The 24,992-nt window shown below is 71.6% G+C and carries 23 protein-coding genes; 21 read left to right on the forward strand and 2 right to left on the reverse strand.

From position 1 onward, the window contains the following. The first annotated feature begins 21 nt into the window (after window positions 1–21). Window positions 22–633: a 30S ribosomal protein S4 gene (gene rpsD, locus ABZ128_RS14265; protein ID WP_356848389.1), complete on the forward strand. Its 612-nt coding sequence runs from the start codon at window positions 22–24 to the stop codon at window positions 631–633. On the opposite strand, the gene ABZ128_RS14270 is transcribed toward rpsD, so the two are convergent. Further along, window positions 621–2,789, reverse strand: coding sequence for an AAA family ATPase (locus ABZ128_RS14270; protein WP_356848390.1), 2,169 nt, complete (start codon window positions 2,787–2,789; stop codon window positions 621–623). The two genes, rpsD and ABZ128_RS14270, sit on opposite strands and share 13 nt — an antisense overlap. Window positions 2,790–2,936: 147 nt before the next feature. Here ABZ128_RS14270 and ABZ128_RS14275 point away from each other — a divergent pair, with 147 nt between their 5' ends. From ABZ128_RS14275 to nusB, 14 genes are all read left to right on the forward strand, one after another. Then, window positions 2,937–3,368 carry a DUF948 domain-containing protein gene (locus tag ABZ128_RS14275; protein ID WP_356848392.1) on the forward strand — a complete coding sequence of 144 codons (432 nt, stop codon included), beginning with the start codon at window positions 2,937–2,939 and terminating at the stop codon, window positions 3,366–3,368. Window positions 3,369–3,376: 8 nt separating this feature from the next. Further along, a complete protein-coding gene (locus ABZ128_RS14280; RefSeq protein WP_356848393.1) occupies window positions 3,377–3,730 on the forward strand; it encodes a DUF6167 family protein in 354 nt (117 codons plus the stop codon). Further along, window positions 3,730–6,399, forward strand: coding sequence for an alanine--tRNA ligase (gene alaS, locus ABZ128_RS14285; RefSeq protein WP_356848394.1), 2,670 nt, complete (start codon window positions 3,730–3,732; stop codon window positions 6,397–6,399). Before ABZ128_RS14280 ends, alaS begins: the two co-directional genes overlap by 1 nt. Window positions 6,400–6,401: 2 nt before the next feature. After that, the gene (ruvX, locus tag ABZ128_RS14290) at window positions 6,402–6,872 is read left to right on the forward strand and encodes a Holliday junction resolvase RuvX (RefSeq protein WP_356848396.1); all 471 of its coding nucleotides are present in this window, start codon (window positions 6,402–6,404) and stop codon (window positions 6,870–6,872) included. Between the two features lie 128 nt (window positions 6,873–7,000). Continuing rightward, complete coding sequence (mltG, locus tag ABZ128_RS14295; RefSeq protein WP_356848397.1) at window positions 7,001–8,653, forward strand: endolytic transglycosylase MltG; 1,653 nt, start codon at window positions 7,001–7,003, stop codon at window positions 8,651–8,653. 7 nt (window positions 8,654–8,660) lie between these two features. Then, window positions 8,661–9,488, forward strand: coding sequence for a shikimate dehydrogenase (locus tag ABZ128_RS14300; protein ID WP_356848398.1), 828 nt, complete (start codon window positions 8,661–8,663; stop codon window positions 9,486–9,488). Window positions 9,489–9,724: 236 nt separating this feature from the next. Further along, window positions 9,725–10,909 carry a chorismate synthase gene (gene aroC, locus ABZ128_RS14305; protein WP_356848400.1) on the forward strand — a complete coding sequence of 395 codons (1,185 nt, stop codon included), beginning with the start codon at window positions 9,725–9,727 and terminating at the stop codon, window positions 10,907–10,909. Next, window positions 10,906–11,424 (forward strand): shikimate kinase, encoded by a 519-nt coding sequence (locus ABZ128_RS14310; protein WP_356848402.1) that lies wholly within the window; start codon window positions 10,906–10,908, stop codon window positions 11,422–11,424. The genes aroC and ABZ128_RS14310 overlap by 4 nt, the downstream gene beginning before the upstream one ends. After that, a complete protein-coding gene (gene aroB / locus ABZ128_RS14315; RefSeq protein WP_356848403.1) occupies window positions 11,421–12,518 on the forward strand; it encodes a 3-dehydroquinate synthase in 1,098 nt (365 codons plus the stop codon). The genes ABZ128_RS14310 and aroB overlap by 4 nt, the downstream gene beginning before the upstream one ends. After that, window positions 12,515–12,955: a type II 3-dehydroquinate dehydratase gene (gene aroQ / locus ABZ128_RS14320; RefSeq protein ID WP_356848404.1), complete on the forward strand. Its 441-nt coding sequence runs from the start codon at window positions 12,515–12,517 to the stop codon at window positions 12,953–12,955. The genes aroB and aroQ overlap by 4 nt, the downstream gene beginning before the upstream one ends. Before the next feature lie 83 nt (window positions 12,956–13,038). After that, the gene (locus tag ABZ128_RS14325) at window positions 13,039–13,773 is read left to right on the forward strand and encodes an AAA family ATPase (protein WP_356848405.1); all 735 of its coding nucleotides are present in this window, start codon (window positions 13,039–13,041) and stop codon (window positions 13,771–13,773) included. 76 nt (window positions 13,774–13,849) lie between these two features. Beyond that, window positions 13,850–14,959: an aminopeptidase P family protein gene (locus tag ABZ128_RS14330; protein ID WP_356848406.1), complete on the forward strand. Its 1,110-nt coding sequence runs from the start codon at window positions 13,850–13,852 to the stop codon at window positions 14,957–14,959. A gap of 59 nt (window positions 14,960–15,018) precedes the next feature. Next, window positions 15,019–15,585 carry an elongation factor P gene (gene efp, locus ABZ128_RS14335; protein WP_356848407.1) on the forward strand — a complete coding sequence of 189 codons (567 nt, stop codon included), beginning with the start codon at window positions 15,019–15,021 and terminating at the stop codon, window positions 15,583–15,585. 2 nt (window positions 15,586–15,587) lie between these two features. Beyond that, window positions 15,588–16,019, forward strand: coding sequence for a transcription antitermination factor NusB (gene nusB / locus ABZ128_RS14340; protein WP_356848408.1), 432 nt, complete (start codon window positions 15,588–15,590; stop codon window positions 16,017–16,019). Between the two features lie 193 nt (window positions 16,020–16,212). Here nusB and bldD read toward each other — a convergent pair whose 3' ends face one another. Further along, window positions 16,213–16,713: a transcriptional regulator BldD gene (bldD, locus tag ABZ128_RS14345; RefSeq protein ID WP_030026184.1), complete on the reverse strand. Its 501-nt coding sequence runs from the start codon at window positions 16,711–16,713 to the stop codon at window positions 16,213–16,215. Window positions 16,714–16,978: 265 nt separating this feature from the next. Between bldD and pyrR the strand changes: the two genes are divergently transcribed. The 6 genes from pyrR (at window position 16,979) to carB (ending at window position 24,963) form a co-directional block, all read left to right on the forward strand. Then, window positions 16,979–17,548 (forward strand): bifunctional pyr operon transcriptional regulator/uracil phosphoribosyltransferase PyrR, encoded by a 570-nt coding sequence (pyrR, locus tag ABZ128_RS14350; protein ID WP_356848410.1) that lies wholly within the window; start codon window positions 16,979–16,981, stop codon window positions 17,546–17,548. A 100-nt stretch (window positions 17,549–17,648) separates the two neighbouring features. Continuing rightward, window positions 17,649–18,635: an aspartate carbamoyltransferase catalytic subunit gene (locus ABZ128_RS14355; protein WP_356848411.1), complete on the forward strand. Its 987-nt coding sequence runs from the start codon at window positions 17,649–17,651 to the stop codon at window positions 18,633–18,635. A gap of 2 nt (window positions 18,636–18,637) precedes the next feature. Then, on the forward strand, window positions 18,638–19,924 hold the full coding sequence (locus tag ABZ128_RS14360) for a dihydroorotase (protein ID WP_356848412.1): 1,287 nt from the start codon (window positions 18,638–18,640) through the stop codon (window positions 19,922–19,924). Beyond that, on the forward strand, window positions 19,921–20,511 hold the full coding sequence (locus ABZ128_RS14365) for a hypothetical protein (RefSeq protein ID WP_356848413.1): 591 nt from the start codon (window positions 19,921–19,923) through the stop codon (window positions 20,509–20,511). Before ABZ128_RS14360 ends, ABZ128_RS14365 begins: the two co-directional genes overlap by 4 nt. Continuing rightward, window positions 20,508–21,662 carry a glutamine-hydrolyzing carbamoyl-phosphate synthase small subunit gene (carA, locus tag ABZ128_RS14370; RefSeq protein ID WP_356848415.1) on the forward strand — a complete coding sequence of 385 codons (1,155 nt, stop codon included), beginning with the start codon at window positions 20,508–20,510 and terminating at the stop codon, window positions 21,660–21,662. The genes ABZ128_RS14365 and carA overlap by 4 nt, the downstream gene beginning before the upstream one ends. Next, window positions 21,655–24,963: a carbamoyl-phosphate synthase large subunit gene (gene carB / locus ABZ128_RS14375; protein ID WP_356848416.1), complete on the forward strand. Its 3,309-nt coding sequence runs from the start codon at window positions 21,655–21,657 to the stop codon at window positions 24,961–24,963. Before carA ends, carB begins: the two co-directional genes overlap by 8 nt. Window positions 24,964–24,992: the final 29 nt, after the last annotated feature.

The following is a 24,992-nucleotide window of genomic DNA, read 5'->3' on the forward strand; positions in this document are numbered from 1 at the left end:
TTACATGGAGGTAGGTTCCCCGTGAACCAGAAGCGACCCAAGGTCAAGAAGTCTCGCGCCCTCGGCATCGCCCTGACGCCGAAGGCCGTCAAGTACTTCGAGGCCCGCCCCTACCCGCCGGGCGAGCACGGCCGTGGCCGCAAGCAGAACTCGGACTACAAGGTCCGTCTGCTGGAGAAGCAGCGTCTGCGCGCTCAGTACGACATCTCCGAGCGCCAGATGGCCCGCGCGTACGACCGCGCCAAGAAGGCCGAGGGCAAGACGGGCGAGGCGCTGGTCGTCGAGCTTGAGCGTCGTCTCGACGCCCTGGTCCTGCGTTCGGGCATCGCCCGCACCATCTACCAGGCCCGCCAGATGGTCGTTCACGGCCACATCGAGGTCAACGGCGCCAAGGTCGACAAGCCGTCGTTCCGTGTCCGCCCGGACGACGTCATCACCGTGCGCGAGCGCAGCCGCGAGAAGGTCCCGTTCCAGGTCGCCCGTGAGGGTGGCTACGCAGGTGAGGGCGAGACCCCGCGCTACCTGCAGGTCAACCTGAAGGCCCTGGCCTTCCGCCTGGACCGCGAGCCGAACCGCAAGGAAATCCCGGTCATCTGCGACGAGCAGCTCGTCGTCGAGTACTACGCCCGCTGATCCAGCGGCCGTAGCCTCACCGGCTGGTCAGCCCGCCGGTTCCCCCTCGGGGGAGCCGGCGGGTTTCCCGTTTCCAGGGGCCCCCGCAGGGCTCGCTCCACCAGCGCCTGCGCCGGCAGCGTCCGCCCGTGCTCCGCGCAGGAGGCGTACCGCTCGGCGCCCAGCAGCTCGCCCGCCCGCTCCCGGCACCTCAGCCGCGGGGCGTTGAAGTACCCCGAGCCGAACAGCTGCAGCCCCACCCCGTCCCACATCGGCTCCGCGCCGCCCTGCAGCACGGCCGCTTCCGCCGGGTGCCCCTCCAGGGCCGTGACCAGGGCCAGCAGCTCCAGCGCCAGCACCAGACCCACCAGGTCCCGGAAGGCGTGGTTGATCGTCACGCACTCGGTGAGCAGCCGCCGCGCCTCGGCCGTGCCCCCCGCCTCCAGGGCCGCGTACGCCAGCACGTACAGCGCGTACGCCTTCGTCCAGCGCTCGCCGCGCTCCTCGCAGATGTCGCGGACCTCCTCGCACAGCGCGAGCGCGCCCGCCGCCTCCCCCTGGAAGGCCAGCGCCATCGCCAGCTCCACCTGGCACATCAGCACGTTGCTGTTGAGCTCCCCGGCCTTCCGGTAACGCTCCAGCGCCGCCCCCAGCAGCTCGGCCGCCCGCGGCATGTCGTCCGAGACCAGCGCCAGGCACCCCAGCCGGTGCACCGCATAGGCCGCCGCCACCGCGTTGCCGGTCTGCGCCGCCCCGTCCCGGCACTCGTACAGGGCGCTCATCGCGGCCACCGGGTCGCCCTGGAGGGCCGCCACGTACCCCAGCACCCACAGCGCCTTCAGCCGTGCGCCCGCGTGCTCCGGCTGCACCGGGGCGTTCTCCAGCGACCGGTCCAGCCAGTGCCGCCCCTCGGAGAGCCGGCCGCAGCCCGCCCAGAAGAACCAGAGGGTGCCCGCCAGGTACTGGCCGAGGTGGGCCTCCTCCGGATCGTCCAGGCAGCATTCCAGCGCCAGCCGCAGGTTCGGCAGCGCCGCCTCCACCAGCGCGGCCACTTCCTCCTGGCGCGGGCTGAACCAGTCCAGCTCGCACCAGGTCGCCAGACCCAGGTACCAGTCCCGGTGCCGCCGCCGCAGCCGCCCCGCGTCGCCCAGCGACTCCAGCCAGCCCGCCCCGTACATCCGTACGGTCTCCAGCATCCGGTAGCGCACCCCGGCCGAGGTCTCCTCCCGCACCAGCAGCGACTGGGCGAGCAGCTCGTCCACCAGGTCGAGGACGCAGTCCACCGGCAGGTCCGGCCCCGCGCACACGTACTCGGCGGCGTCCAGGTCGAACGGCCCGGCGAAGACCGACAGCCGCGCCCACAGCAGCCGCTCCCGGGCCGTGCACAGCTCGTGGCTCCAGCCGATCGCGGTCCGCAGCGCCCGGTGCCGGGGCAGCACCCCGCGCGCCCCGCCGGTCAGCAGCGCGAACCGGTCCTCCAGCCGGGCCAGCACCTGGGCGGGGGACAGCGCCCGCAGCCGGCCCGCCGCCAGCTCCAGGGCGAGGGGGATCCCGTCGAGCCGGGCGCACAGCTCGGCCAGCACCGCCCGGTTGGCCGCGGTCACGGCGAAACCCGGGACCGCGGCCGCCGCCCGCTGTGCCAGCAGCGCCATCGCCTCCTCGGGCACGGGCGGAGCCAGCGGGAGGGCCAGCTCCCCGTCGAGGGCGAGCGGCCGCCGGCCCGCCGCCAGCACCCGCAGGCCGGGGCAGCGGCGCAGCAGCTCGCGCACCAGCTCGGCCGTCTCGTCGACCAGGTGCTCGAAGCCGTCCAGCACCAGCAGCAGCCGCCGCCCGGCCAGGTGCTCGGCCAGGACCGTCCGGGGCGGGCGGGCGGTGTGGTCGGTCAGCCCCAGCGCCTCCGCGAGCGTGACGGCGACGAGCGCCGGATCCCGTACGCAGGACAGCTCGGCGAGCCACACGCCGTCGCAGTAGCGTTCCTGCCCGGTGTCGGCCGCGATCCCGGCCGCCGCCAGCGCCAGCCGGGACTTGCCCACCCCGCCCACGCCGGTCACCGTGACCAGCCGGGAGGAGTCCAGCAGCCGCGCCACCTCGGCGAGCTCGGCACCCCGGCCGACGAAGCCGCTCAGCTCCGAGGGAAGATTGCCGGGCGTCCCCTGTTGAATCGGCCTCTGTCGCATGGGACACGGAGGGTACTGCTCCGGATGCGCTGCGTACAAGGCGGTCCCACGAGACCCGGAATTCCGGTACGGCGGTGGATCTCCGGCGCGATAGGGTCGGAGAACGACTTTTCTACGTGCTGACCAACAGGCAGAAAGCGGTGCAACGTGTCCGGTGGAGAGGTGGCCGGGATCCTGGTGGCCGTCTTCTGGGCCATCCTGGTCTCGTTCCTGGCCGTGGCGCTGGTGAGGCTGGCCCAGGTGCTCAAGGCGACCACCAAGCTCGTGGCCGACGTGACCGAGCAGGCCGTCCCGCTCCTCGCGGACGCCTCCACGACCGTCCGCTCCGCGCGCACCCAGCTCGACCGGGTCGACGCCATCGCGAGCGACGTCCAGGAAGTCACCTCCAACGCCTCCGCGCTGTCCTCCACCGTGGCCTCCACCTTCGGGGGCCCGCTGGTCAAGGTCGCCGCCTTCGGCTACGGCGTGCGCAAGGCGCTGGGCCGGACGCCGGAGGACGAACCGCGCGGAGCGTCCCGGCGCACCGTGATCGTGGGCCGTACGGTGCCGGCAGCCCGGCGCCGGAAACAGAAGGGCTGAGACCGCCGATGTTCCGCCGAGCCTTCTGGTTCACCGCAGGCGCAGCCGCCGGCGTGTGGGCCACCACCAAGGTCAACCGGCAGCTGAAGAAGCTGACACCGGAGAGCCTCGCCGCGCAGGCCGCCGACAAGGCGCTGGAGGCGGGCCACCGCCTCAAGGACTTCGCCCTCGACGTCAAGGCGGGAATGTCGCAGCGCGAGGACGAGCTGAAAGACGCACTGGGACTGCAGCACGATCCCGACCGGCCCGACAACGTTACGGCCCTCCCCGGGCCGCGCCGTCTGCAGGCCATCCCGAACGGCAAGACCACCCCCCGAACCACCCCCCGACCGAACCCGTACAACCGGAATGAGGACCACTGATGGAGTCGGCTGAGATTCGCCGCCGCTGGCTGAGCTTCTTCGAGGAGCGCGGTCACACCGTCGTCCCTTCGGCGTCGCTCATCGCGGACGACCCGACTCTGCTGCTGGTCAATGCGGGCATGGTCCCGTTCAAGCCGTACTTCCTCGGTGAGACCAAGCCCCCCGCCCCGCGGGCCACCAGCGTGCAGAAGTGCGTCCGTACCCCGGACATCGAAGAGGTCGGCAAGACCACCCGCCACGGCACGTTCTTCCAGATGTGCGGCAACTTCTCCTTCGGGGACTACTTCAAGGAAGGAGCCATCCGCTACGCCTGGGAGCTGCTCACCACGCCCCAGGACAAGGGTGGCTACGGCCTGGAGCCCGAGAAGCTCTGGATCACCGTCTACCTCGACGACGACGAGGCCGAGCAGATCTGGCGCGAGAAGATCGGCGTCCCCGCCGAGCGCATCCAGCGCCTGGGCAAGAAGGACAACTTCTGGTCCATGGGCGTCCCCGGCCCCTGCGGCCCCTGCTCCGAGATCAACTACGACCGCGGCCCGGAGTTCGGCGTCGAGGGCGGCCCCGCCGTCAACGACGAGCGGTACGTGGAGATCTGGAACCTCGTCTTCATGCAGTACGAGCGGGGCGCCGGCGACGGGAAGGAGGACTTCCCGATCCTCGGCGACCTGCCGTCGAAGAACATCGACACCGGCCTCGGCCTCGAACGTCTCGCCATGATCCTGCAGGGCGTGCAGAACATGTACGAGACCGACACCCTGCGCGTGGTCATGGACAAGGCCACGGAGCTGACCGGCGTGCGCTACGGCGCCGCGAAGGACAGCGACGTCTCCATGCGCGTGGTCGCCGACCACATCCGCACCTCCGTGATGCTGATCGGCGACGGCGTGACCCCCGGCAACGAGGGCCGCGGCTACGTGCTGCGCCGCATCATGCGCCGCGCCATCCGCAACATGCGCCTGATGGGCGCCACCGGCCCGGTCGTGCAGGACCTCGTCGACGTCGTGATCGACACGATGGGGCAGCAGTACCCGGAGCTGGTCACCGACCGCAAGCGCATCGAGACCGTCGCCCTCGCCGAAGAGGCCGCCTTCCTCAAGGCCCTCAAGGGCGGCACCAACATCCTCGACACCGCCGTGACCGAGACCAAGGCCGCCGGCGGCACGGTCCTCTCCGGCGACAAGGCGTTCCTGCTCCACGACACCTGGGGCTTCCCGATCGACCTGACCCTGGAGATGGCCGCCGAGCAGGGCCTCTCCGTGGACGAGCCCGGCTTCCGCCGCCTGATGCAGGAGCAGCGCGACCGCGCCAAGGCCGACGCCAAGGCCAAGAAGACCGGGCACGCCGACGTCTCCGCGTACCGCGAGATCGCCGACAGCGCCGGGGCCACCGAGTTCACCGGCTACGCCACCAACCAGGGCGAGTCCACCATCGTCGGCCTCCTGGTCAACGGCGTCTCCGCGCCCGCCGCCTCGGAGGGCGACGACGTCGAGGTCGTCCTCGACCGCACCCCCTTCTACGCCGAGGGCGGCGGCCAGCTCGCCGACCAGGGCCGGATCAAGCTCGACTCCGGCGCCGTCATCGTCGTCCGCGACGTGCAGCAGCCGGTCCCCGGCGTCTCCGTGCACAAGGGCTCCGTGCAGGTCGGCGAGGTGACCGTGGGCGCCTCCGCCTACGCCGCCATCGACGTCAACCGCCGCCGCGCCATCGCCCGCGCCCACTCGGCCACGCACCTGACCCACCAGGCGCTGCGCGACGCGCTCGGCCCGACGGCCGCCCAGGCCGGCTCCGAGAACTCGCCCGGCCGCTTCCGCTTCGACTTCGGCTCGCCGAACGCCGTCCCCGGCACGGTCCTCACCGACGTCGAGCAGAAGATCAACGACGTGCTCTCCCGCGAGCTCGACGTCACCGCCGAGATCATGAGCATCGACGAGGCGAAGAAGCAGGGCGCCATCGCCGAGTTCGGCGAGAAGTACGGCGAGCGGGTGCGCGTCGTCACCATCGGCGACTTCTCCAAGGAGCTGTGCGGCGGCACGCACGTGGGCAACACCTCCCAGCTGGGTCTGGTGAAGCTGCTCGGCGAGTCCTCCATCGGCTCCGGCGTGCGCCGCGTCGAGGCCCTCGTCGGCGTGGACGCGTACAACTTCCTCGCCAAGGAGCACACGGTGGTCGCCCAGCTCCAGGAGCTGGTCAAGGGCCGTCCGGAGGAGCTGCCGGAGAAGATCGCCTCCATGCTCGGCAAGCTGAAGGACGCCGAGAAGGAGATCGAGAAGTTCCGCGCGGAGAAGGTCCTCCAGGCCGCCGCCGGGCTCGCCGAGAACGCCCAGGACATCCACGGCGTCGCCCTCGTCGTCGGCCAGGTGCCGGACGGCACCGGCGCCGACGACCTGCGCAAGCTCGTCCTCGACGTCCGCGGCCGCATCCCGGGCGACCGCCCTGCCGTCGTGGCCCTGTTCACCGTGGCCAATGACCGCCCGCTGACCGTGATCGCCACCAACGAGGCCGCCCGTGAGCGCGGTCTCAAGGCCGGCGACCTGGTCCGCACGGCCGCCAAGACCCTCGGCGGCGGCGGTGGCGGCAAGCCGGACGTCGCCCAGGGCGGCGGCCAGAACCCGGCCGCCGTCCCCGAGGCCATCGCCGCGGTCGAGCGCCTCGTCGTCGAGACGGTCTGACCATGAGCCTGCGCCGCGGTCGCCGTCTGGCCATCGACGTCGGGGACGCCCGGATCGGGGTCGCCTCGTGCGACCCCGACGGGGTGCTCGCCACACCGGTGGAAACCGTTCCGGGCCGGGACATCCCCTTTGCCCACCGGCGGCTGCGGCAGCTCGTCGAGGAGTACGAGCCCCTGGAAGTCGTGGTCGGTCTGCCCCGCTCGCTCAGCGGGCGGGAGGGGCCGGCCGCGGCCAAGGTGCGCGCCTTCGCCACCGAACTGGCCAGGGGCATCAAGCCGGTGACGGTCCGTCTCGTGGACGAGCGGATGACCACGGTCACCGCCGCCCAGGGGCTGCGGGCCTCCGGGAAGAACGCCAAGAAGGGCCGCTCGGTGATCGACCAGGCGGCCGCCGTGGTGATCCTGCAGAACGCTCTTGAGACCGAACGGGTATCAGGTAATCCGCCCGGTGAGTGCGTCGAAGTGGTTGTCTGATCGCGATACGGTAACGTTCCGCGCGAAGCGGCGGCATTCGAACAATCGTCGCCCACCACTTCAGAGGCGGAACCGGGCGCCGCGGCGGACAGAGCCGTTGCGCTCCGTCTCGCGGCTCTAGGGGATCGATGACTGAGTATGGCCGGGGCCGAGGCCCCGAACCGTGGCACCCGGAGGACCCCCTCTACGGGGACCAGGGGTGGAACGGCCAGGAGGCCCAGCAGGTTCAGATGCCCTACGGCGGCGCCCAGCAGCAGCAGTACCCGCAGGAGCCGCAGTACCAGGAGCCGCAGTACGCGCAGCAGCCGTACCCGCAGTACCAGGAGCAGCAGTACCAGGAGCCGCAGCAGGCCTACGCCCCGCCGCAGTTCCAGCAGCAGCCCGCGTACGACGGCCAGGCCTGGGACACCCAGGCCCAGGCCCAGGCCGAGTACGCCGGCGTCGCCCAGGCCGTCGACCCGTTCGCGGGCGCGGACCCGTACGCCCAGCAGCCCGTCGGCGGCTACCCGGGGGAGACCCCCGACCTGTACGGCACCGCCGAGGCCTACCCGCCGCCCACGCCCCCGGGCCGGCGCCACCTGATCCCAGAGCAGGACCCGGAGACCGACGAGCCGGCGGAGGACACCCCCGAGGGCGGTACGGACGGGCCGTCCGGCGGCGGGCGCCGTTCCGGCCGCTCGAAGGGCAAGCAGAAGCGCCGCAGCGGCGCGGCCTGCCTGATCGTCGCGATCGTCATCGTGGGCGGCGTCGGCGGTGGCGGCTACTACGGCTACACCTACCTCAAGGACCGTTTCAGCACGGCCGCCGACTACGCGGGCGAGGGCACCGACGAGACGGTCGACGTCGAGATCCCCAAGAACGCCACCCTCGGCGAGATGGGCCGCATCCTCAAGAAGGCCGGCGTGGTCGCCAGCGTGGACGCCTTCACGGCCGCCGCGCAGGCGGACCCCAAGGGCGCCAGCATCCAGGCGGGCGTCTACCCCCTGAAGAAGAAGATGTCGGCCAAGGCGTGCGTCGCGGTCATGACCGACCCCTCGAAGCTGCACGTGCTCACGATCCCCGAGGGCAGCCGCAACGCCGACGTCTACAAGGCGATCGACGCGAAGCTCGGCAAGGCCGCGGGCACCACGGCCGAGATCGCCAAGCGCGAGGCCAAGAACCTCGGCCTGCCCGCCTGGGCCGCGAACAACCCGAAGATCAAGGACCCGCTCGAAGGGTTCCTGTACCCGACGCGCTACGACCTCGCCAAGGACAGCACCCCCGAGTCCCTGCTCAAGCAGATGGTCAAGAACGCGAACGAGAAGTACGCGGCGATGGGTCTGGAGGCCAAGGCCAAGGAACTCGGCCTCGAAAACCCGCTCCAGGTCGTCACGGTGGCGAGCATGGTCCAGGCCGAGGGCACGAGCCACGACGACTACCGCAAGATGTCCGAGGTCATCTACAACCGTCTGAAGAAGACCAACGACGTCACGAACCAGAAGCTTGAGTTCGACTCGACGATCAACTACCTCAAGGGCACGAGCAACATCAACGTCTCCCGCGAGGAGACGCGGAAGCTCGACGACGCCTACAACACCTACTTCTACAAGGGCCTCACCCCCGGCCCGATCAGCAACCCGGGCAACGACGCCCTGGCCGCCACGCTCGACCCCGACAAGGGCGGCTGGATGTTCTTCGTGTCGGTTGACGGAAAGACGACGACCTTCACCAGGACCTTCGCCGAACACGAGAAACTGGTCGCGGAATTCAACGAGCGGCAGAAGCAGAAAAACGGCGGGTAGGTAACACATGTCACGCATACGGGCCGCGGTGCTGGGTTCGCCCATCGAGCACTCCCTCTCACCGGTGCTGCACCGCGCCGCCTACCGGGAGCTCGGCCTCGACGAGTGGTCGTACGACCGCTTCGAGATCGACGAGGCCGCGCTCCCGGGGTTCATCGACGGCATGGGCCCCGAATGGGCCGGGCTGTCCCTGACGATGCCGCTCAAGCGGGCGATCATCCCGCTGCTCGACGGCATCAGCGACACCGCCGCCGCGGTCGAGGCGGTCAACACGGTCGTCCTCACCGAGGACGGCCGGCGCACCGGCGACAACACCGACATCCCGGGGATCGTCGCCGCCCTGCGCGAACGGGGCGTCGAGAAGGTGGAGACCGCGGCCATCCTCGGCGCGGGCGCCACCGCCTCCTCGGCCCTGGCCGCCCTCGCGCGGGTCTGCACCGGCGAGGTCACCGTGTACGTCCGCTCCGAGATCCGCGCCGCCGAGATGCGCCAGTGGGGCGAGCGGCTCGGCGTGGCCGTCCGGACGGCCGACTGGTCGGACGCGGCCGAGGCGCTGACCGCGCCGCTCGTGATCGCGACCACCCCGGCGCGCGCCACGGACGCCCTCGCCCCGTCCGTACCGGCGGGCGCCGCCACCCTCTTCGACGTGCTGTACGACCCGTGGCCCACCGCCCTGGCCGCCGCCTGGAGCCGGCGGGGCGGCACCCTCCTCGGCGGACTCGACCTCCTGGTCCACCAGGCGGTGCTCCAGGTCGAGCAGATGACCGGCTGCGCCGCCGGCCCGCTGGCCGCCATGCGCGCCGCCGGCGAGGCCGCGCTGCGGGCCCGGCACTGACCCGGCCGCCGGCACACCTGATGCACTGCGCGGGGTGATCTTGCCCGCCGCATCCCGCCTCCGCCATGGTGGGGGACGGGTACGCCGCCGTCCGACAGCTGGACCGGAGCGCGGTGTACCGGCCCGGACGTGGGAGGATCGGGTAGTGGCGGGTCCCGGCCGCGCGCCCCCAGCCAGCGCTGGGAGTGCCCCGGACCGCGCCGCCGCTGTACCAGGCGCGAGCATGAGGAGCATCGTTGAGCAGGTTGCGTTGGCTGACCGCCGGGGAGTCGCACGGCCCGGCGCTGGTGGCGACGCTGGAGGGGCTTCCCGCCGGCGTCCCGGTCACCACTGAGCTGGTGGCCGACCATCTGGCGCGGCGCCGCCTCGGATACGGGCGTGGTGCGCGGATGAAGTTCGAGCAGGACGAGGTCACGTTCCTCGGCGGGGTCCGGCACGGGCTCTCGCTGGGTTCCCCCATCGCCGTGATGGTGGGGAACACCGAGTGGCCGAAGTGGGAGAAGGTCATGTCGGCCGACCCCGTGGACCCCTCGGAGCTGAAGGAGACGGGCCGCAACGCCCCCCTGACGCGTCCGCGTCCGGGCCACGCGGACCTCGCCGGCATGCAGAAGTACGGCTTCGACGAGGCCCGCCCGATCCTGGAGCGTGCGAGCGCCCGGGAGACGGCCGCCCGTGTCGCCCTCGGCGCCATCGCCCGGTCCTTCCTCAAGGACGTCGCGGGCATCGAGATCGTCTCGCACGTGGTGGAGCTGGCGTCGGCGAAGGCCCCGTACGGGGTGTACCCGACCCCGGCGGACGTGGAGAAGCTGGACGCCGATCCGGTGCGCTGCCTGGACGCGGACGCGTCGAAGGCGATGGTGGCCGAGATCGACCAGGCCCACAAGGACGGCGACACCCTGGGCGGTGTGGTCGAGGTGCTGGCGTACGGGGTGCCCGTGGGCCTCGGCTCGCACGTGCACTGGGACCGCCGGCTGGACGCGCGTCTGGCGGCGGCGCTGATGGGCATCCAGGCCATCAAGGGCGTCGAGGTCGGCGACGGCTTCGACCTGGCGCGCGTGCCGGGCTCCCAGGCCCACGACGAGATCGTCTCCACCCCGGAGGGCATCAAGCGCACCTCGGGCCGCTCCGGCGGCACGGAGGGCGGTCTGACCACCGGTGAGCTGCTGCGCGTACGCGCCGCGATGAAGCCGATCGCGACGGTGCCGAAGGCCCTGGCCACGGTGGACGTCGCCACGGGCGAGGCCGCCGCCGCGCACCACCAGCGCTCCGACGTCTGCGCGGTCCCGGCCGCGGGCATCGTGGCGGAGGCGATGGTGGCGCTGGTCCTGGCCGACGCGGTCGTGGAGAAGTTCGGCGGCGACTCCGTCCCCGAAACCCGCCGCAACGTGCAGGCCTACCTCGACAACCTCCAGATCCGGTGACCGCCGGACCACTGGTCGTCCTCGTCGGACCCATGGGATCCGGCAAGTCCACGGTGGGGGCGCTGCTGGCCGAGCGGCTCGGCGTCCCCTACCGGGACACCGACGCCGACATCGTCGCGGCCCAGGGCCGCACGATCTCGGACATCTTCGTCGACGAGGGCGAGCCGTACTTCCGTGAGCTGGAGCGGCAGGCCGTCGCCACCGCCGTAGCCGAGCACACCGGAGTCCTCGCCCTCGGCGGCGGCGCCGTCCTCGACGCGGGCAGCCGCGCCCTGCTGGCCGGTCTGCCCGTCGCCTACCTGTCGATGGACGTCGACGAAGCCGTCCGGCGCGTCGGCCTCGGCGCCGCGCGCCCGCTGCTCACCGTCAACCCGCGCCGCCAGTGGCGCGAGCTGATGGAGGCCCGCCGGCCCCTGTACACCGAAGTCGCGCGCGTCGTCGTGGCCACCGACGACCGCACCCCCGAAGAGGTCGCCCAGGCGGTCCTCGACGCTCTGGAGTTGAAGGACGTATGACAGACCAGGACCAGGTGACGCGGATCCACGTCGGCGGCAGCGCCGGCCACGACCCGTACGACGTGCTGGTCGGCCGGCAGCTGCTCGGCGAGCTCGGCACCCTGATCGGTACCAAGGCCCAGCGGGTCGCCGTCATCCACCCCGAGGCGCTCGCCTCGACCGGTGAGGCACTGCGCGACGACCTGGCCGAGCAGGGCTACGAGGCCGTCGCCATCCAGGTGCCGAACGCCGAGGAGGCCAAGACGGCCGAGGTCGCGGCGTACTGCTGGAAGGCGCTCGGCCAGTCCGGCTTCACCCGCACCGACGTGATCGTCGGTGTCGGCGGGGGCGCCACCACCGACCTGGCGGGCTTCGTCGCGGCCACCTGGCTGCGCGGGGTGCGGTGGATCGCCGTCCCCACCACCGTGCTCGCGATGGTCGATGCGGCCGTCGGCGGCAAGACCGGCATCAACACCGCCGAGGGCAAGAACCTGGTGGGCTCCTTCCACCCGCCCGCCGGGGTGCTGTGCGATCTGGCGGCGCTGGAATCCCTGCCGGTCAACGACTACGTCAGCGGCCTCGCCGAGATCATCAAGGCGGGCTTCATCGCCGACCCGGCGATCCTCGACCTGATCGAGGCCGACCCGGCGGCGGCCCGCACCCCCGGCGGCCCGCACACCGCCGAGCTGATCTGCCGCTCCATCCAGGTCAAGGCGGACGTCGTCTCCAGCGACCTGAAGGAATCGGGCCTGCGCGAGATCCTCAACTACGGGCACACCCTCGCGCACGCCATCGAGAAGAACGAGCGCTACAAATGGCGCCACGGCGCGGCCGTGTCGGTCGGCATGGTCTTCGCGGCCGAGCTGGGCCGGCTCGCGGGCCGGCTCGACGACGCGACGGCCGACCGGCACCGGGAGATCCTGGCCGCCGTGGGCCTGCCGCTCACCTACCGCGGCGACCAGTGGCCCAAGCTGCTCCAGACCATGCAGGTCGACAAGAAGTCCCGCGGCAACCTGCTGCGCTTCATCGTCCTGGACGGCCTCGCCAAGCCCACCGTCCTGGAGGGCCCCGACCCGGCGCACCTCATCGCCGCCTACGGCGAGGTGTCGGCATGAGCCGCAAGGTACTCGTGCTGAACGGCCCGAACCTCGGCCGGCTCGGCTCGCGCGAGCCCGACGTGTACGGGGCCACCTCGTACGCGGGTCTCGTCGAGAGCTGCCGGACGCTCGGCGAGGAGCTCGGCTTCGACGTCGAGGTCCGCGAGACGAACGACGAGGGCGAGCTGATCCGCTGGCTGCACGAGGCGGCCGACGGGAAGGTCCCCGTGGTCATCAACCCCGGCGCCTTCACGCACTACTCGTACGGGATGCGGGACGCGGCCGCGCAGCGCACGGCGCCGCTGATCGAGGTGCACATCTCGAACCCGTACGCCCGCGAGGAGTTCCGGCACACCTCGGTCATCGCCTCGGTGGCGACGGGCACGGTGGCGGGCTTCGGCATCGGCTCCTACCGGCTGGCGCTGCGCGCACTGGCGGACGAAGTCGCGCTCTGACGGTGCCGGCGGGCGCCGCGGCCGCCGGGGTCATATAACGTTCTCGCATCAGTCGGTGCGAGAACGAGACGGAGTGGCAGCGGATGCAGCAAGGAGTGGGGGGCGGCGGCGCGGGCTGGGGACAGCCGGGGCACCATCCGGCGGCGCCCGCGCAGCCGCCGATACCCCCTGCGCAGGGGTGGCCGGTCGCCCCGCCGGCCCCGGTGCCGGACGCCGCCACCGGGCACGTTCCGCTGCCGCCCGCGGTGGCGGCCGGCACCGGCGGCGCCACCCTGGCCGTGCTGCTGATCGGCCCGGCGGGCGCCGGCAAGACCACGGTGGCCCGGCACTGGGCGAGCACCCGGCCGGTGCCGACCGCGCACGTCAGCCTGGACGACGTCCGGGAATGGGTGTGCTCGGGCTTCGCCGACCCGCAGGCGGGCTGGAACGACCACTCGGAGGCCCAGTACCGCCTGGCCCGCCGCACCTGCGGCTTCGCCGCCCGCAACTTCCTGGCGAACGGGATCTCCTGCATCCTCGACGACGCCGTCTTCCCGGACCGGCCGGTCGTCGGCCTCGGCGGCTGGAAACGGCACGTGGGCCCGGCCCTGCTGCCGGTCGTGCTGCTGCCGGGCCTGGAGATCGTCCTGGAGCGCAACGCAGCCCGCTCCGGCAACCGGCGCCTCTCGGACGAGGAAGTCGCCCGGATCCACGGCCGGATGGCGGGCTGGTACGGCTCGGGCCTGCCGATCATCGACAACTCCGACCTCGACGTGGAGGCCACGGCCCGCGCCCTGGACGACGCCCTGGCCCGCGCGATCACGGCCCCCGCCTTCTGATCCCCGGCGGGAGCGGCAGGCCCGTACGGACCTGCTCGCCAGGACGGATGCGGCGCACGCTCGTACGCTCGAAAACATGTCAGACGTGTACGCGACCCGCCGAGGCCTGCTGCGCGACCGCTGCGCCGCCGCCGGAAACGCCGCCGCACTGATCACGCGTCCGGCAAACGTGCGCTACCTGAGCGGAGCCGCACCGAAGGGGGCGGTCCTGCTCATCGGCCCGGACGGCGGCGACATGCTGTTCACCCTCGGCCCGCCCACCGGCGACATCGACGAGGGCCGCCTCGACGAGCACCTGAAGGTCAGCGTGCTGCCCTCCCCGGGCGCCGATCCCGCCGTCGCCGCGGCGGACATGGCGGGCTCCGCACGCGCGGACGCGCTCGCCGTCGAGGAACACCACCTCACCGTCGCCCGGCACCGCGCCCTGGGCTCCGTGGCGCCCGGCCTGCGCCTCGCGGACCTCGGCACCGCCGTGGAGCAGCAGCGCCTGGTCAAGGACGAGGAGGAGATCGCCTGCCTGCGGATCGCCGCCGAGATCGCCGATCAGGCGCTCGGCGAGCTGCTGGAGTCGATCCTCGTCGGCCGTACCGAACGCCACCTCGCCCTGGAGCTGGAGCGCCGGCTCGTGGACCACGGGGCGGACGGGCCGGCCTTCCCGACCTCCGTCGGCACCGGACCGCACTCCGGCCGCTCCCGCCACCGCCCCTCCGACCGCCGGGTCGAGGAAGGCGACTTCCTGTCCGTCTGCCTGGGCGCGAACTACCGCGGCTACCGCTGCGAGATCGGCCGCACCTTCGTGATCGGCACCAGCCCCGCCGACTGGCAGATCGAGCTGTACGACCTCGTCTTCGCGGCCCAGCGGGCCGGGCGGGAGGCGCTGGTGCCCGGCGCCGCGTACCGCGACGTCGACCATGCCGCGCGCTCCGTCCTCGACTCCGCGGGCCACGGGGAGGCCCTCGCGCCGTGGACCGGACACGGCGTCGGACTCGAAATCGACGAGGACCCGCAGCTTGCACCTACGGCAATGGGTAAACTGGACGCTTGCGTGCCGGTCACCGTCGAACCGGGGGTCCACCTCCCGGGCCGGGGCGGAGTCCGGATCGATGACACGCTCGTCGTACGCCCCGAGGCGGACGGCGGTCCCGAGCTACTCACCATTACGACCAAGGAGCTGCTCGCGCTCTAGCCCGCCGCGGCGGGCTGTGCGCGCACCCGTGGTCTTCCAGTGCAGGAGATTCCGCAACCGTGGCTTCCACGAACGACCTCAAGAACGGCATGGTGCTCAAGCTCGACGGTGACCAGCTCTGGTCCGTCGTCGAGTTCCAGCACGTCAAGCCCGGCAAGGGCCCGGCCTTCGTGCGCACCAAGCTCAAGCACGTGCTCTCCGGCAAGGTCGTCGACAAGACCTTCAACGCCGGCACGAAGGTCGAGACGGCCACCATCGACCGCCGCGACATGCAGTTCTCGTACATGGACGGCGACTACTTCGTCTTCATGGACATGCAGACCTACGACCAGCTGATGGTCGACCGCAAGGCCGTCGGCGACGCCGCCAACTTCCTGATCGAGGGCTTCACCGCCTCCGTCGCGCAGCACGAGGGCGAGGTGCTCTACGTCGAGCTCCCGGCCGCCGTCGAGCTCGTCATCGAGCACACCGACCCGGGCGTCCAGGGCGACCGCTCCACCGGCGGCACCAAGCCGGCCCGCCTGGAGACCGGATACGAGATCCAGGTCCCGCTGTTCGTCACCACGGGCGAGAAGGTCAAGGTCGACACCCGTACCAGCGACTACCTCGGCCGGGTGAGCAGCTAACCGTGGCTGCCCGCAGCAACGCGCGCAAGCGCGCCTTCCAGATCCTGTTCGAGGCCGACCAGCGCGGGGTGCCCGTGCGCGAGGTCCTCGCGGACTGGATCCGCCACGCGCGGTCGGACGACCGGCAGCCTCCGGTCAGCGCCTTCACGATGGACCTCGTCGAGGGGTACGCCGACAAGGTGAACCGCATCGACGACCTGATCGTCACGTACGCCGTGGACTGGGAGCTCGACCGCATGCCGGTCGTGGACCGGAACATCGTGCGGCTCGGGGCGTACGAGCTGATCTGGGTGGACGACACCCCGGACGCCGTGGCCATCGACGAGGCCGTGCAGCTCGCCAAGGAGTTCTCGACGGACGAGTCGCCCTCGTTCGTGAACGGGCTGCTGGCCCGCTTCAAGGACCTCAAGCCGAGCCTGCGCCGGGGCGAGTAGCCCCCGGCCGGTTCGGCCGGTCCGGCCACACGGAGGGCCCGCAGCGCACGCGCGCTGCGGGCCCTCCGTCCTTTCCGGGCCCTCACCCGCCCGTGCCGGGCTTTTGCGGGACGGGAAAAACCGGCGGGTGCCGGGGCCTCTTCAGGCACCCGGCACCCGCCGGTAACGTTTCTGCTGGTCCTGGGGCCGAGGACTAGACGTCCTCGTGGGCCACCGCGCGGCGCGCGTCCGCGTCCAGCACACCCCAGCTGATCAGCTGCTCGGTCAGCACCGAGGGGGACTGGTCGTAGATGACGGCGAGCGTGCGCAGGTCGTCCTGGCGGATCGACAGCACCTTGCCGTTGTAGTCGCCGCGCTGGCTCTGGATGGTCGCCGCGTAACGCTGGAGCGGTCCGGCCTTCTCGGCGGGCACGCCCGCGAGGCGCTCCAGGTCGAGGCGCAGCTTCGGCGGCGGCTCGGCCGCCCCGCCGGGAGTGGTGCCCGGCAGCAGTTCCTGCACCGGCACTCCGTAGAAGTCCGCCAGCTCGGCCAGACGCTGGACGGTCACGGCGCGGTCCCCGCGCTCGTAGGAACCGACCACCACGGCCTTCCACCGGCCCTGGGACTTCTCCTCGACACCGTGGAGGGAGAGGCCCTGCTGGGTGCGGATGGCGCGGAGCTTGGCCCCGAGCTGTTTGGCGTATTCGCTGGACATAACGCTCCCGGACGCTGTGACGCTGTGACGACATGGATGCTGTGACGACATGACCACGTGCGGCTCCGCCGCGCGGCTGGTAACTCACTGTGAGGTTACGCAGCGTTACTTGGATGCGTCAAGCCGAATGGTCTTCCCCGCCCCCCTTCGAGGGGTGCCCGCCGGGCCCCGTGCAGGTGCACGTCCGCGCCCCTGGTACCGTGGAAGCCGTACGTCAGACGTCCTTTAAGAACCGTCCCGTGAGGCGGAGAAGGAGGTCCTTTCCATGGACGCTCAGCAGAGCGATGTGCGCCCCGTGCTGGAGGCGCAGGACATCGCGCGGGTCCTGACCCGCATCGCCCACGAGATCGTCGAACGCGCCAAGGGCGCCGACGACGTGGTGCTCCTCGGCATTCCCACCCGCGGTGTGTACCTCGCCCGCCGGCTGGCCGCCAAGCTCGAAGAGATCACCGGCGCGAAGATCCCGGTCGGCTCCCTCGACATCACCATGTACCGCGACGACCTGCGGATGAAGCCCGCCCGCGCGATCGGCCGCACCGAGATCCCGGGTGACGACATCGACGGCCGCCTCGTCGTCCTCGTCGACGACGTGCTGTTCTCGGGGCGCACCATCCGGGCCGCCCTCGACGCCCTCGGCGACCTCGGCCGCCCCCGGGCCGTCCAGCTCGCCGTCCTCGTCGACCGGGGCCACCGCGAGCTGCCCATCCGCGCCGACTACGTCGGCAAGAACCTCCCCACGTCGCTGCGGGAGGCCGTCAAGGTCCAGCTCCAGGAGGAGGACGGCCGAGACGCCGTGCTGCTCGGCCAGCGGACCGCCCAGGCAGCCGCGCAGTAGCCCGTACGCCCGTACGAGTGAGGCCCCCGTGCGGGGTCCGCGCCGAAGCCTGCCCTGCCCGACCCAGCCTGCCCTCCTCCCGACTTACGGAGCCACCCAGATGAAGCGCCACCTCATCTCGGCCGCCGACCTCACCCGCGACGACGCCGTCCTCATCCTCGACACCGCCGAGGAGATGGCCCGCGTCGCGGACCGGCCGATCAAGAAGCTGCCCACCCTGCGCGGTCTGACGGTCGTCAACCTCTTCTTCGAGGACTCGACCCGCACCCGGATCTCCTTCGAGGCGGCCGCCAAGCGGCTCTCCGCCGACGTCATCAACTTCTCCGCCAAGGGCTCCTCGGTCTCCAAGGGCGAATCCCTCAAGGACACCGCCCTCACCCTGGAGGCCATGGGCGCGGACGCCGTCGTCATCCGCCACCACGCCTCCGGCGCCCCCTACCGGCTCGCCACCTCCGGCTGGATCGACTCGGCCGTCGTCAACGCGGGCGACGGCACCCACGAGCACCCCACCCAGGCCCTGCTGGACGCCTTCACCATGCGCCGCCGCCTGGTCGGCCGGGACGCCGGCCTCGGCAAGGACCTGAACGGCCGCCGGATCACCATCGTCGGCGACGTCCTGCACAGCCGGGTCGCCCGCTCCAACGTCCACCTGCTGCACACGCTCGGCGCCGAGGTCACGCTCGTCGCCCCGCCCACGCTGGTCCCGATCGGCGTCGAGAGCTGGCCCTGCGAGGTCTCGTACAACCTCGACGAGGTGCTGCCGAAGTCGGACGCGGTGATGATGCTGCGTGTGCAGCGCGAACGCATGAACGCCGCCTTCTTCCCGACCGAGCGCGAGTACTCCCGCCGGTACGGGCTCGACGGCGACCGCATGGCCAAGATGCCCGAGCACGCCATCGTGATGCACCCCGGCCCGATGAACCGCGGCATGGAGATCACCGCCGAGGTCGCCGACTCCGACCGCTGCACGGCCGTCGAGCAGGTCGCCAACGGCGTCTCCACCCGGATGGCCGTCCTGTACCTGCTGCTCGGAGGCTCCGAGCCCGCCGTCACCACCCCCGCCGCCCGCACCGAGGAGAACAAGTAACCATGAGCAAGATCCTTATCCGCGGTGCGAAGGTCCTCGGCGGCGAGGCGCAGGACGTCCTGATCGACGGCGAGACCATCGCAGAGGTCGGCACCGGGCTGTCCGCCGAGGGCGCGACCGTCATCGAGGCCGCCGGCCAGGTCCTCCTCCCGGGCCTCGTCGACCTGCACACCCACCTGCGCGAGCCCGGCCGCGAGGACTCCGAGACCGTCCTCACCGGCACCCGCGCCGCCGCCTCCGGCGGCTACACCGCCGTCTTCGCCATGGCGAACACCTTCCCGGTCGCGGACACCGCCGGCGTCGTCGAGCAGGTCTGGCGCCTGGGCAAGGAGTCCGGCTACTGCGACGTGCAGCCCATCGGCGCCGTCACCGTCGGCCTGGAGGGCAAGAAGCTCTCCGAGCTGGGCGCCATGCACGAGTCCGCCGCCCGCGTGACGGTCTTCTCCGACGACGGCAAGTGCGTCGACGACGCCGTGATCATGCGCCGCGCCCTGGAGTACGTGAAGGCCTTCGGCGGCGTCGTCGCCCAGCACGCCCAGGAGCCCCGCCTCACCGAGGGCGCCCAGATGAACGAGGGCGTCGTCTCCGCCGAGCTCGGTCTCGGCGGCTGGCCCGCCGTCGCCGAGGAGTCGATCATCGCCCGCGACGTCCTCCTCGCCGAGCACGTCGGTTCCCGCGTGCACATCTGCCACCTGTCCACGGCCGGCTCCGTCGAGATCGTCCGCTGGGCCAAGTCCCGCGGCATCGACGTCACCGCCGAGGTCACCCCGCACCACCTGCTCCTCACCGACGAGCTCGTCCGCTCGTACAACGCGGTCTACAAGGTCAACCCGCCGCTGCGCACCGAGCGCGACGTCACGGCCCTGCGCGAGGCGCTCGCCGACGGCACGATCGACATCGTCGCCACCGACCACGCCCCGCACCCGCACGAGGACAAGGACTGCGAGTGGGCCGCCGCCGCCATGGGCATGGTCGGCCTGGAGACCGCCCTGTCCGTCGTCCAGCAGACGATGGTGGAGACCGGTCTGCTCGACTGGGCGGGCGTCGCGGAGCGGATGTCCTTCGCCCCCGCGCGCATCGGCAGCCTGGCGGGCCACGGCCGCCCCGTCTCGGCAGGTGAACCCGCGAACCTGACCCTGGTCGATACCTCGTACCGTGGTGTCGTGGACCCCGCACACTTCGCCTCCCGCAGCCGCAACACGCCTTACGAGGGCCGTGAGCTGCCGGGTCGCGTCACCCACACCTTCCTGCGGGGCCGCGCAACGGTCGTGGACGGGAAACTGGCGTGACACCTGCAGTGATCCAACTGGCCGCCGAGGCCGCCGGACGACAGTCGGCGGAGGTGACGGACTGGGGCGCCCGCATCGCCTGGGTGATCGGTCTCGTCGTCTTCATCGCGTTCGTGTACTGGCTGATGCGGCAGGGCTGGAAATGGCGCGGCGCCCTGCAGAACGACCTGCCGGAACTGCCCGCCGCCCCGGCCGGTCTGCCCGCCCACCGGCTGGCGCTCACCGGCCGGTACCACGGGTCCACCACCGCCGGACAGTGGCTCGACCGGATCGTCGCCCACGGTCTGGGCGTCCGCAGCCGGGTCGAGCTCACGCTCACCGACGCGGGCCTCGACGTGGTCCGTCCGGGTGCCACCGACTTCTTCGTACCGGCCGCGCAGCTGCGCGGCGCCCGCCTCGACAAGGGAATCGCGGGCAAGGTACTCACCGAGGGCGGTCTGCTCGTCGTCACCTGGGCGCACGGCGACAAGCTGATCGACTCCGGATTCCGCTCCGACCGCGCGGCCGAGCACGCCGCCTGGGTCGAGGGCATCACCACGCTAGTGACACAGAACCAATCCATCACGACGGAAGGCGCCGAACGATGACGACCTCCACCAGGGGAGCCAAAACTCCCGCCGTACTCGTCCTGGAGGACGGTCGGATCTTCCGCGGCCGCGCCTACGGCGCTGTGGGGGAGACCTTCGGCGAGGCCGTGTTCTCCACCGGCATGACCGGCTACCAGGAGACCCTGACCGACCCGTCCTACCACCGGCAGGTCGTCGTGATGACCGCCCCGCACGTGGGCAACACGGGCGTGAACGACGAGGACCCCGAGTCCTCCCGCATCTGGGTGGCCGGGTACGTCGTACGCGACCCCGCACGCGTCCCGTCCAACTGGCGCTCCCGGCGCACGCTGGACGAGGAGCTCGTCGCCCAGGGCGTCGTCGGCATCAGCGGCATCGACACCCGCGCCCTCACCCGCCACCTGCGCGAGCGCGGCGCCATGCGCGTCGGCATCTTCTCGGGCGAGGCCCTCGACCAGGACGCGGCGCTGCTCGCCAAGGTCCAGGCGTCCCCGCAGATGAAGGGCGCGAACCTCTCCGCCGAGGTCGCCACGCAGGAGACGTACGTCGTCCCCGCCATCGGCGAGAAGAAGTTCACCGTGGCCGCCGTCGACCTCGGCATCAAGGGCATGACCCCGCACCGGATGGCCGAGCGCGGCATCGAGGTGCACGTGCTGCCCGCCACCGCGACGGTCGAGGACATCTACGCCGTCTCCCCGGACGGGGTCTTCTTCTCCAACGGCCCCGGCGACCCGGCCACCGCCGACCACGCCGTCTCCGTCATGCAGGGCGTCCTGGAGCGCAAGACGCCGCTCTTCGGCATCTGCTTCGGCAACCAGATCCTCGGCCGCGCGCTCGGCTTCGGCACCTACAAGCTGAAGTACGGCCACCGCGGCATCAACCAGCCGGTGCAGGACCGCACCACCGGCAAGGTCGAGGTCACCGCGCACAATCACGGCTTCGCCGTCGACGCGCCCCTCGACAAGGTCTCCGAGACCCCCTACGGCCGCGCCGAGGTCTCGCACGTCTGCCTGAACGACAACGTCGTGGAGGGCCTCCAGCTGCTCGACCAGCCGGCCTTCTCCGTGCAGTACCACCCCGAGGCGGCCGCGGGCCCGCACGACGCCGCGTACCTCTTCGACCGCTTCACGTCTTTGATGAGCACCACCCAGATGGAGGCCGAGCGTGCCTAAGCGCACCGATATCCAGTCCGTCCTGGTCATCGGCTCCGGCCCGATCGTCATCGGCCAGGCCGCCGAGTTCGACTACTCCGGCACCCAGGCCTGCCGCGTCCTCAAGGCCGAGGGCCTGCGGGTCATCCTGGTGAACTCCAACCCCGCGACGATCATGACCGACCCGGAGATCGCCGACGCCACGTACGTCGAGCCGATCACCCCCGAGTTCGTCGAGAAGATCATCGCCAAGGAGCGTCCCGACGCGCTCCTGCCGACCCTCGGCGGCCAGACCGCCCTGAACACCGCCATCTCCATGCACGCCCAGGGTGTGCTGGAGAAGTACGGCGTCGAGCTCATCGGCGCCAACGTCGAGGCCATCAACAAGGGCGAGGACCGCGACCTCTTCAAGGGCGTCGTCGAGGCCGTCAAGGCGAAGATCGGCTACGGCGAGTCCGCCCGCTCGGTCATCTGCCACTCGATGGACGACGTCCTCAAGGGCGTCGAGACGCTCGGCGGCTACCCCGTCGTCGTCCGCCCCTCCTTCACCATGGGCGGCGCCGGCTCCGGCTTCGCCCACGACGAGGACGAGCTGCGCCGCATCGCCGGCCAGGGCCTCACGCTCTCCCCGACCACCGAGGTGCTCCTGGAGGAGTCCATCCTCGGCTGGAAGGAGTACGAGCTGGAGCTGATGCGCGACACCAAGGACAACGTGGTCGTCGTCTGCTCCATCGAGAACTTCGACCCCATGGGCGTCCACACCGGTGACTCGATCACCGTCGCCCCGGCGATGACCCTCACCGACCGCGAGTACCAGCGCCTGCGCGACATCGGCATCGCGATCATCCGCGAGGTCGGCGTCGACACCGGCGGCTGCAACATCCAGTTCGCGATCAACCCCGACGACGGCCGCGTCATCGTCATCGAGATGAATCCGCGCGTCTCGCGCTCCTCGGCGCTCGCCTCGAAGGCCACCGGCTTCCCGATCGCCAAGATCGCCGCCAAGCTGGCCATCGGCTACACGCTCGACGAGGTCCCCAACGACATCACCGAGAAGACGCCGGCCTCCTTCGAGCCGACCCTCGACTACGTCGTCGTCAAGGCCCCCCGCTTCGCCTTCGAGAAGTTCCCGGCCGCCGACGCCACCCTCACCACCACCATGAAGTCGGTGGGCGAGGCCATGGCCATCGGCCGCAACTTCACCGAGGCGCTGCAGAAGGCCCTGCGCTCCCTGGAGAAGAAGGGCTCGCAGTTCACCTTCGTCGGCGAGCCCGGGGACAAGGACGAGCTGCTGCGCACCGCGGTCCGCCCGACCGACGGCCGCATCAACACCGTCATGCAGGCCATCCGGGCCGGCGCCACCCGGGAAGAGGTCTTCGAGTCCACGAAGATCGACCCCTGGTTCGTCGACCAGCTCTTCCTGATCAAGGAGATCGCGGACGAGCTCGCCGCCGCCGAGAAGCTCCACCCCGAGCTGCTCGCCGAGGCCAAGCGCCACGGCTTCTCCGACGCCCAGATCGCCGAGATCCGCGGCCTGCGCGAGGACGTCGTGCGCGAGGTCCGCCACGCGCTGGGCGTCCGCCCGGTCTACAAGACGGTCGACACCTGCGCCGCCGAGTTCGCCGCGAAGACCCCGTACTTCTACTCCTCGTACGACGAGGAGTCCGAGGTCGCGCCCCGCACCAAGCCCGCGGTGATCATCCTGGGCTCCGGCCCGAACCGCATCGGCCAGGGCATCGAGTTCGACTACTCCTGCGTCCACGCCTCCTTCGCGCTCAGCGACGCGGGCTACGAGACCGTGATGGTCAACTGCAACCCGGAGACCGTCTCCACCGACTACGACACCTCCGACCGCCTGTACTTCGAGCCGCTGACGCTCGAAGACGTGCTGGAGATCGTCCACGCCGAGTCCCTGGCCGGGCCCATCGCCGGCGTCGTCGTCCAGCTCGGCGGCCAGACCCCCCTCGGGCTCGCCCAGGCGCTCAAGGACAACGGCGTACCGGTCGTCGGCACCTCCCCGGAGGCCATCCACGCCGCCGAGGACCGCGGCGCCTTCGGCCAGGTCCTCGCCGAGGCCGGCCTGCCCGCCCCCAAGCACGGCACCGCCACCACCTTCGCAGGTGCGAAGGCGATCGCGGACGAGATCGGCTACCCGGTCCTGGTGCGCCCGTCGTACGTGCTCGGCGGCCGCGGCATGGAGATCGTCTACGACGAGGCCCGCCTCCAGGCGTACATCGCCGAGTCCACCGAGATCTCCCCGACCCGCCCCGTGCTGGTCGACCGCTTCCTCGACGACGCGATCGAGATCGACGTCGACGCCCTGTACGACGGCACCGAGCTCTACCTCGGCGGCGTCATGGAGCACATCGAGGAGGCCGGCATCCACTCCGGCGACTCGGCCTGCGCCCTGCCCCCGATCACCCTCGGCGGCTTCGACATCAAGCGCCTGCGCGTCTCCACCGAGGCCATCGCCAAGGGCGTCGGCGTACGCGGCCTGATCAACATCCAGTTCGCGATGGCGGGTGACATCCTCTACGTCCTGGAGGCCAACCCGCGCGCCTCCCGCACCGTCCCCTTCACCTCGAAGGCGACCGCGGTCCCGCTCGCCAAGGCCGCCGCCCGCATCTCGCTCGGCGCCACCATCGCCGAGCTGCGCGCCGAGGGCATGCTCCCGAAGACCGGCGACGGCGGCACCCTGCCGCTCGACGCGCCGATCTCCGTCAAGGAGGCCGTCATGCCGTGGTCGCGCTTCCGCGACATCCACGGCCGCGGCGTGGACACCGTCCTCGGCCCGGAGATGCGCTCCACCGGCGAGGTCATGGGCATCGACTCGGTCTTCGGCACGGCGTACGCCAAGTCGCAGGCCGGCGCCTACGGCCCGCTGCCCACCAAGGGCCGCGCGTTCATCTCGGTCGCCAACCGCGACAAGCGCTCGATGATCTTCCCGGCCCGCGAGCTCGTCGCGCACGGCTTCGAGCTGCTCGCCACCTCCGGCACCGCCGAGGTCCTGCGCCGCAACGGCATCAACGCCACCATCGTGCGCAAGCTCAGCGAGGGCGAGGGCCCCGGCGGCGAGAAGACCATCGTCCAGCTGATCCACGACGGCGGCGTCGACCTGATCGTCAACACGCCCTATGGCACGGGCGGCCGCCTCGACGGCTACGAGATCCGCACCGCCGCAGTGGCCCGCGGCGTCCCGTGCCTGACCACGGTCCAGGCGCTCGCCGCGGCCGTCCAGGGCATCGAGGCGCTCGGCCACGGCGACGTGGGCGTCCGCTCGCTCCAGGAGCACGCGGAGCACCTGACCGCGGCCCGCGACTAGCAGCCCGACCAGGAGAGGGGGACACCGGT

Source organism: Streptomyces sp. NPDC006326 (assembly GCF_040612915.1).
Lineage (GTDB): Bacteria > Actinomycetota > Actinomycetes > Streptomycetales > Streptomycetaceae > Streptomyces.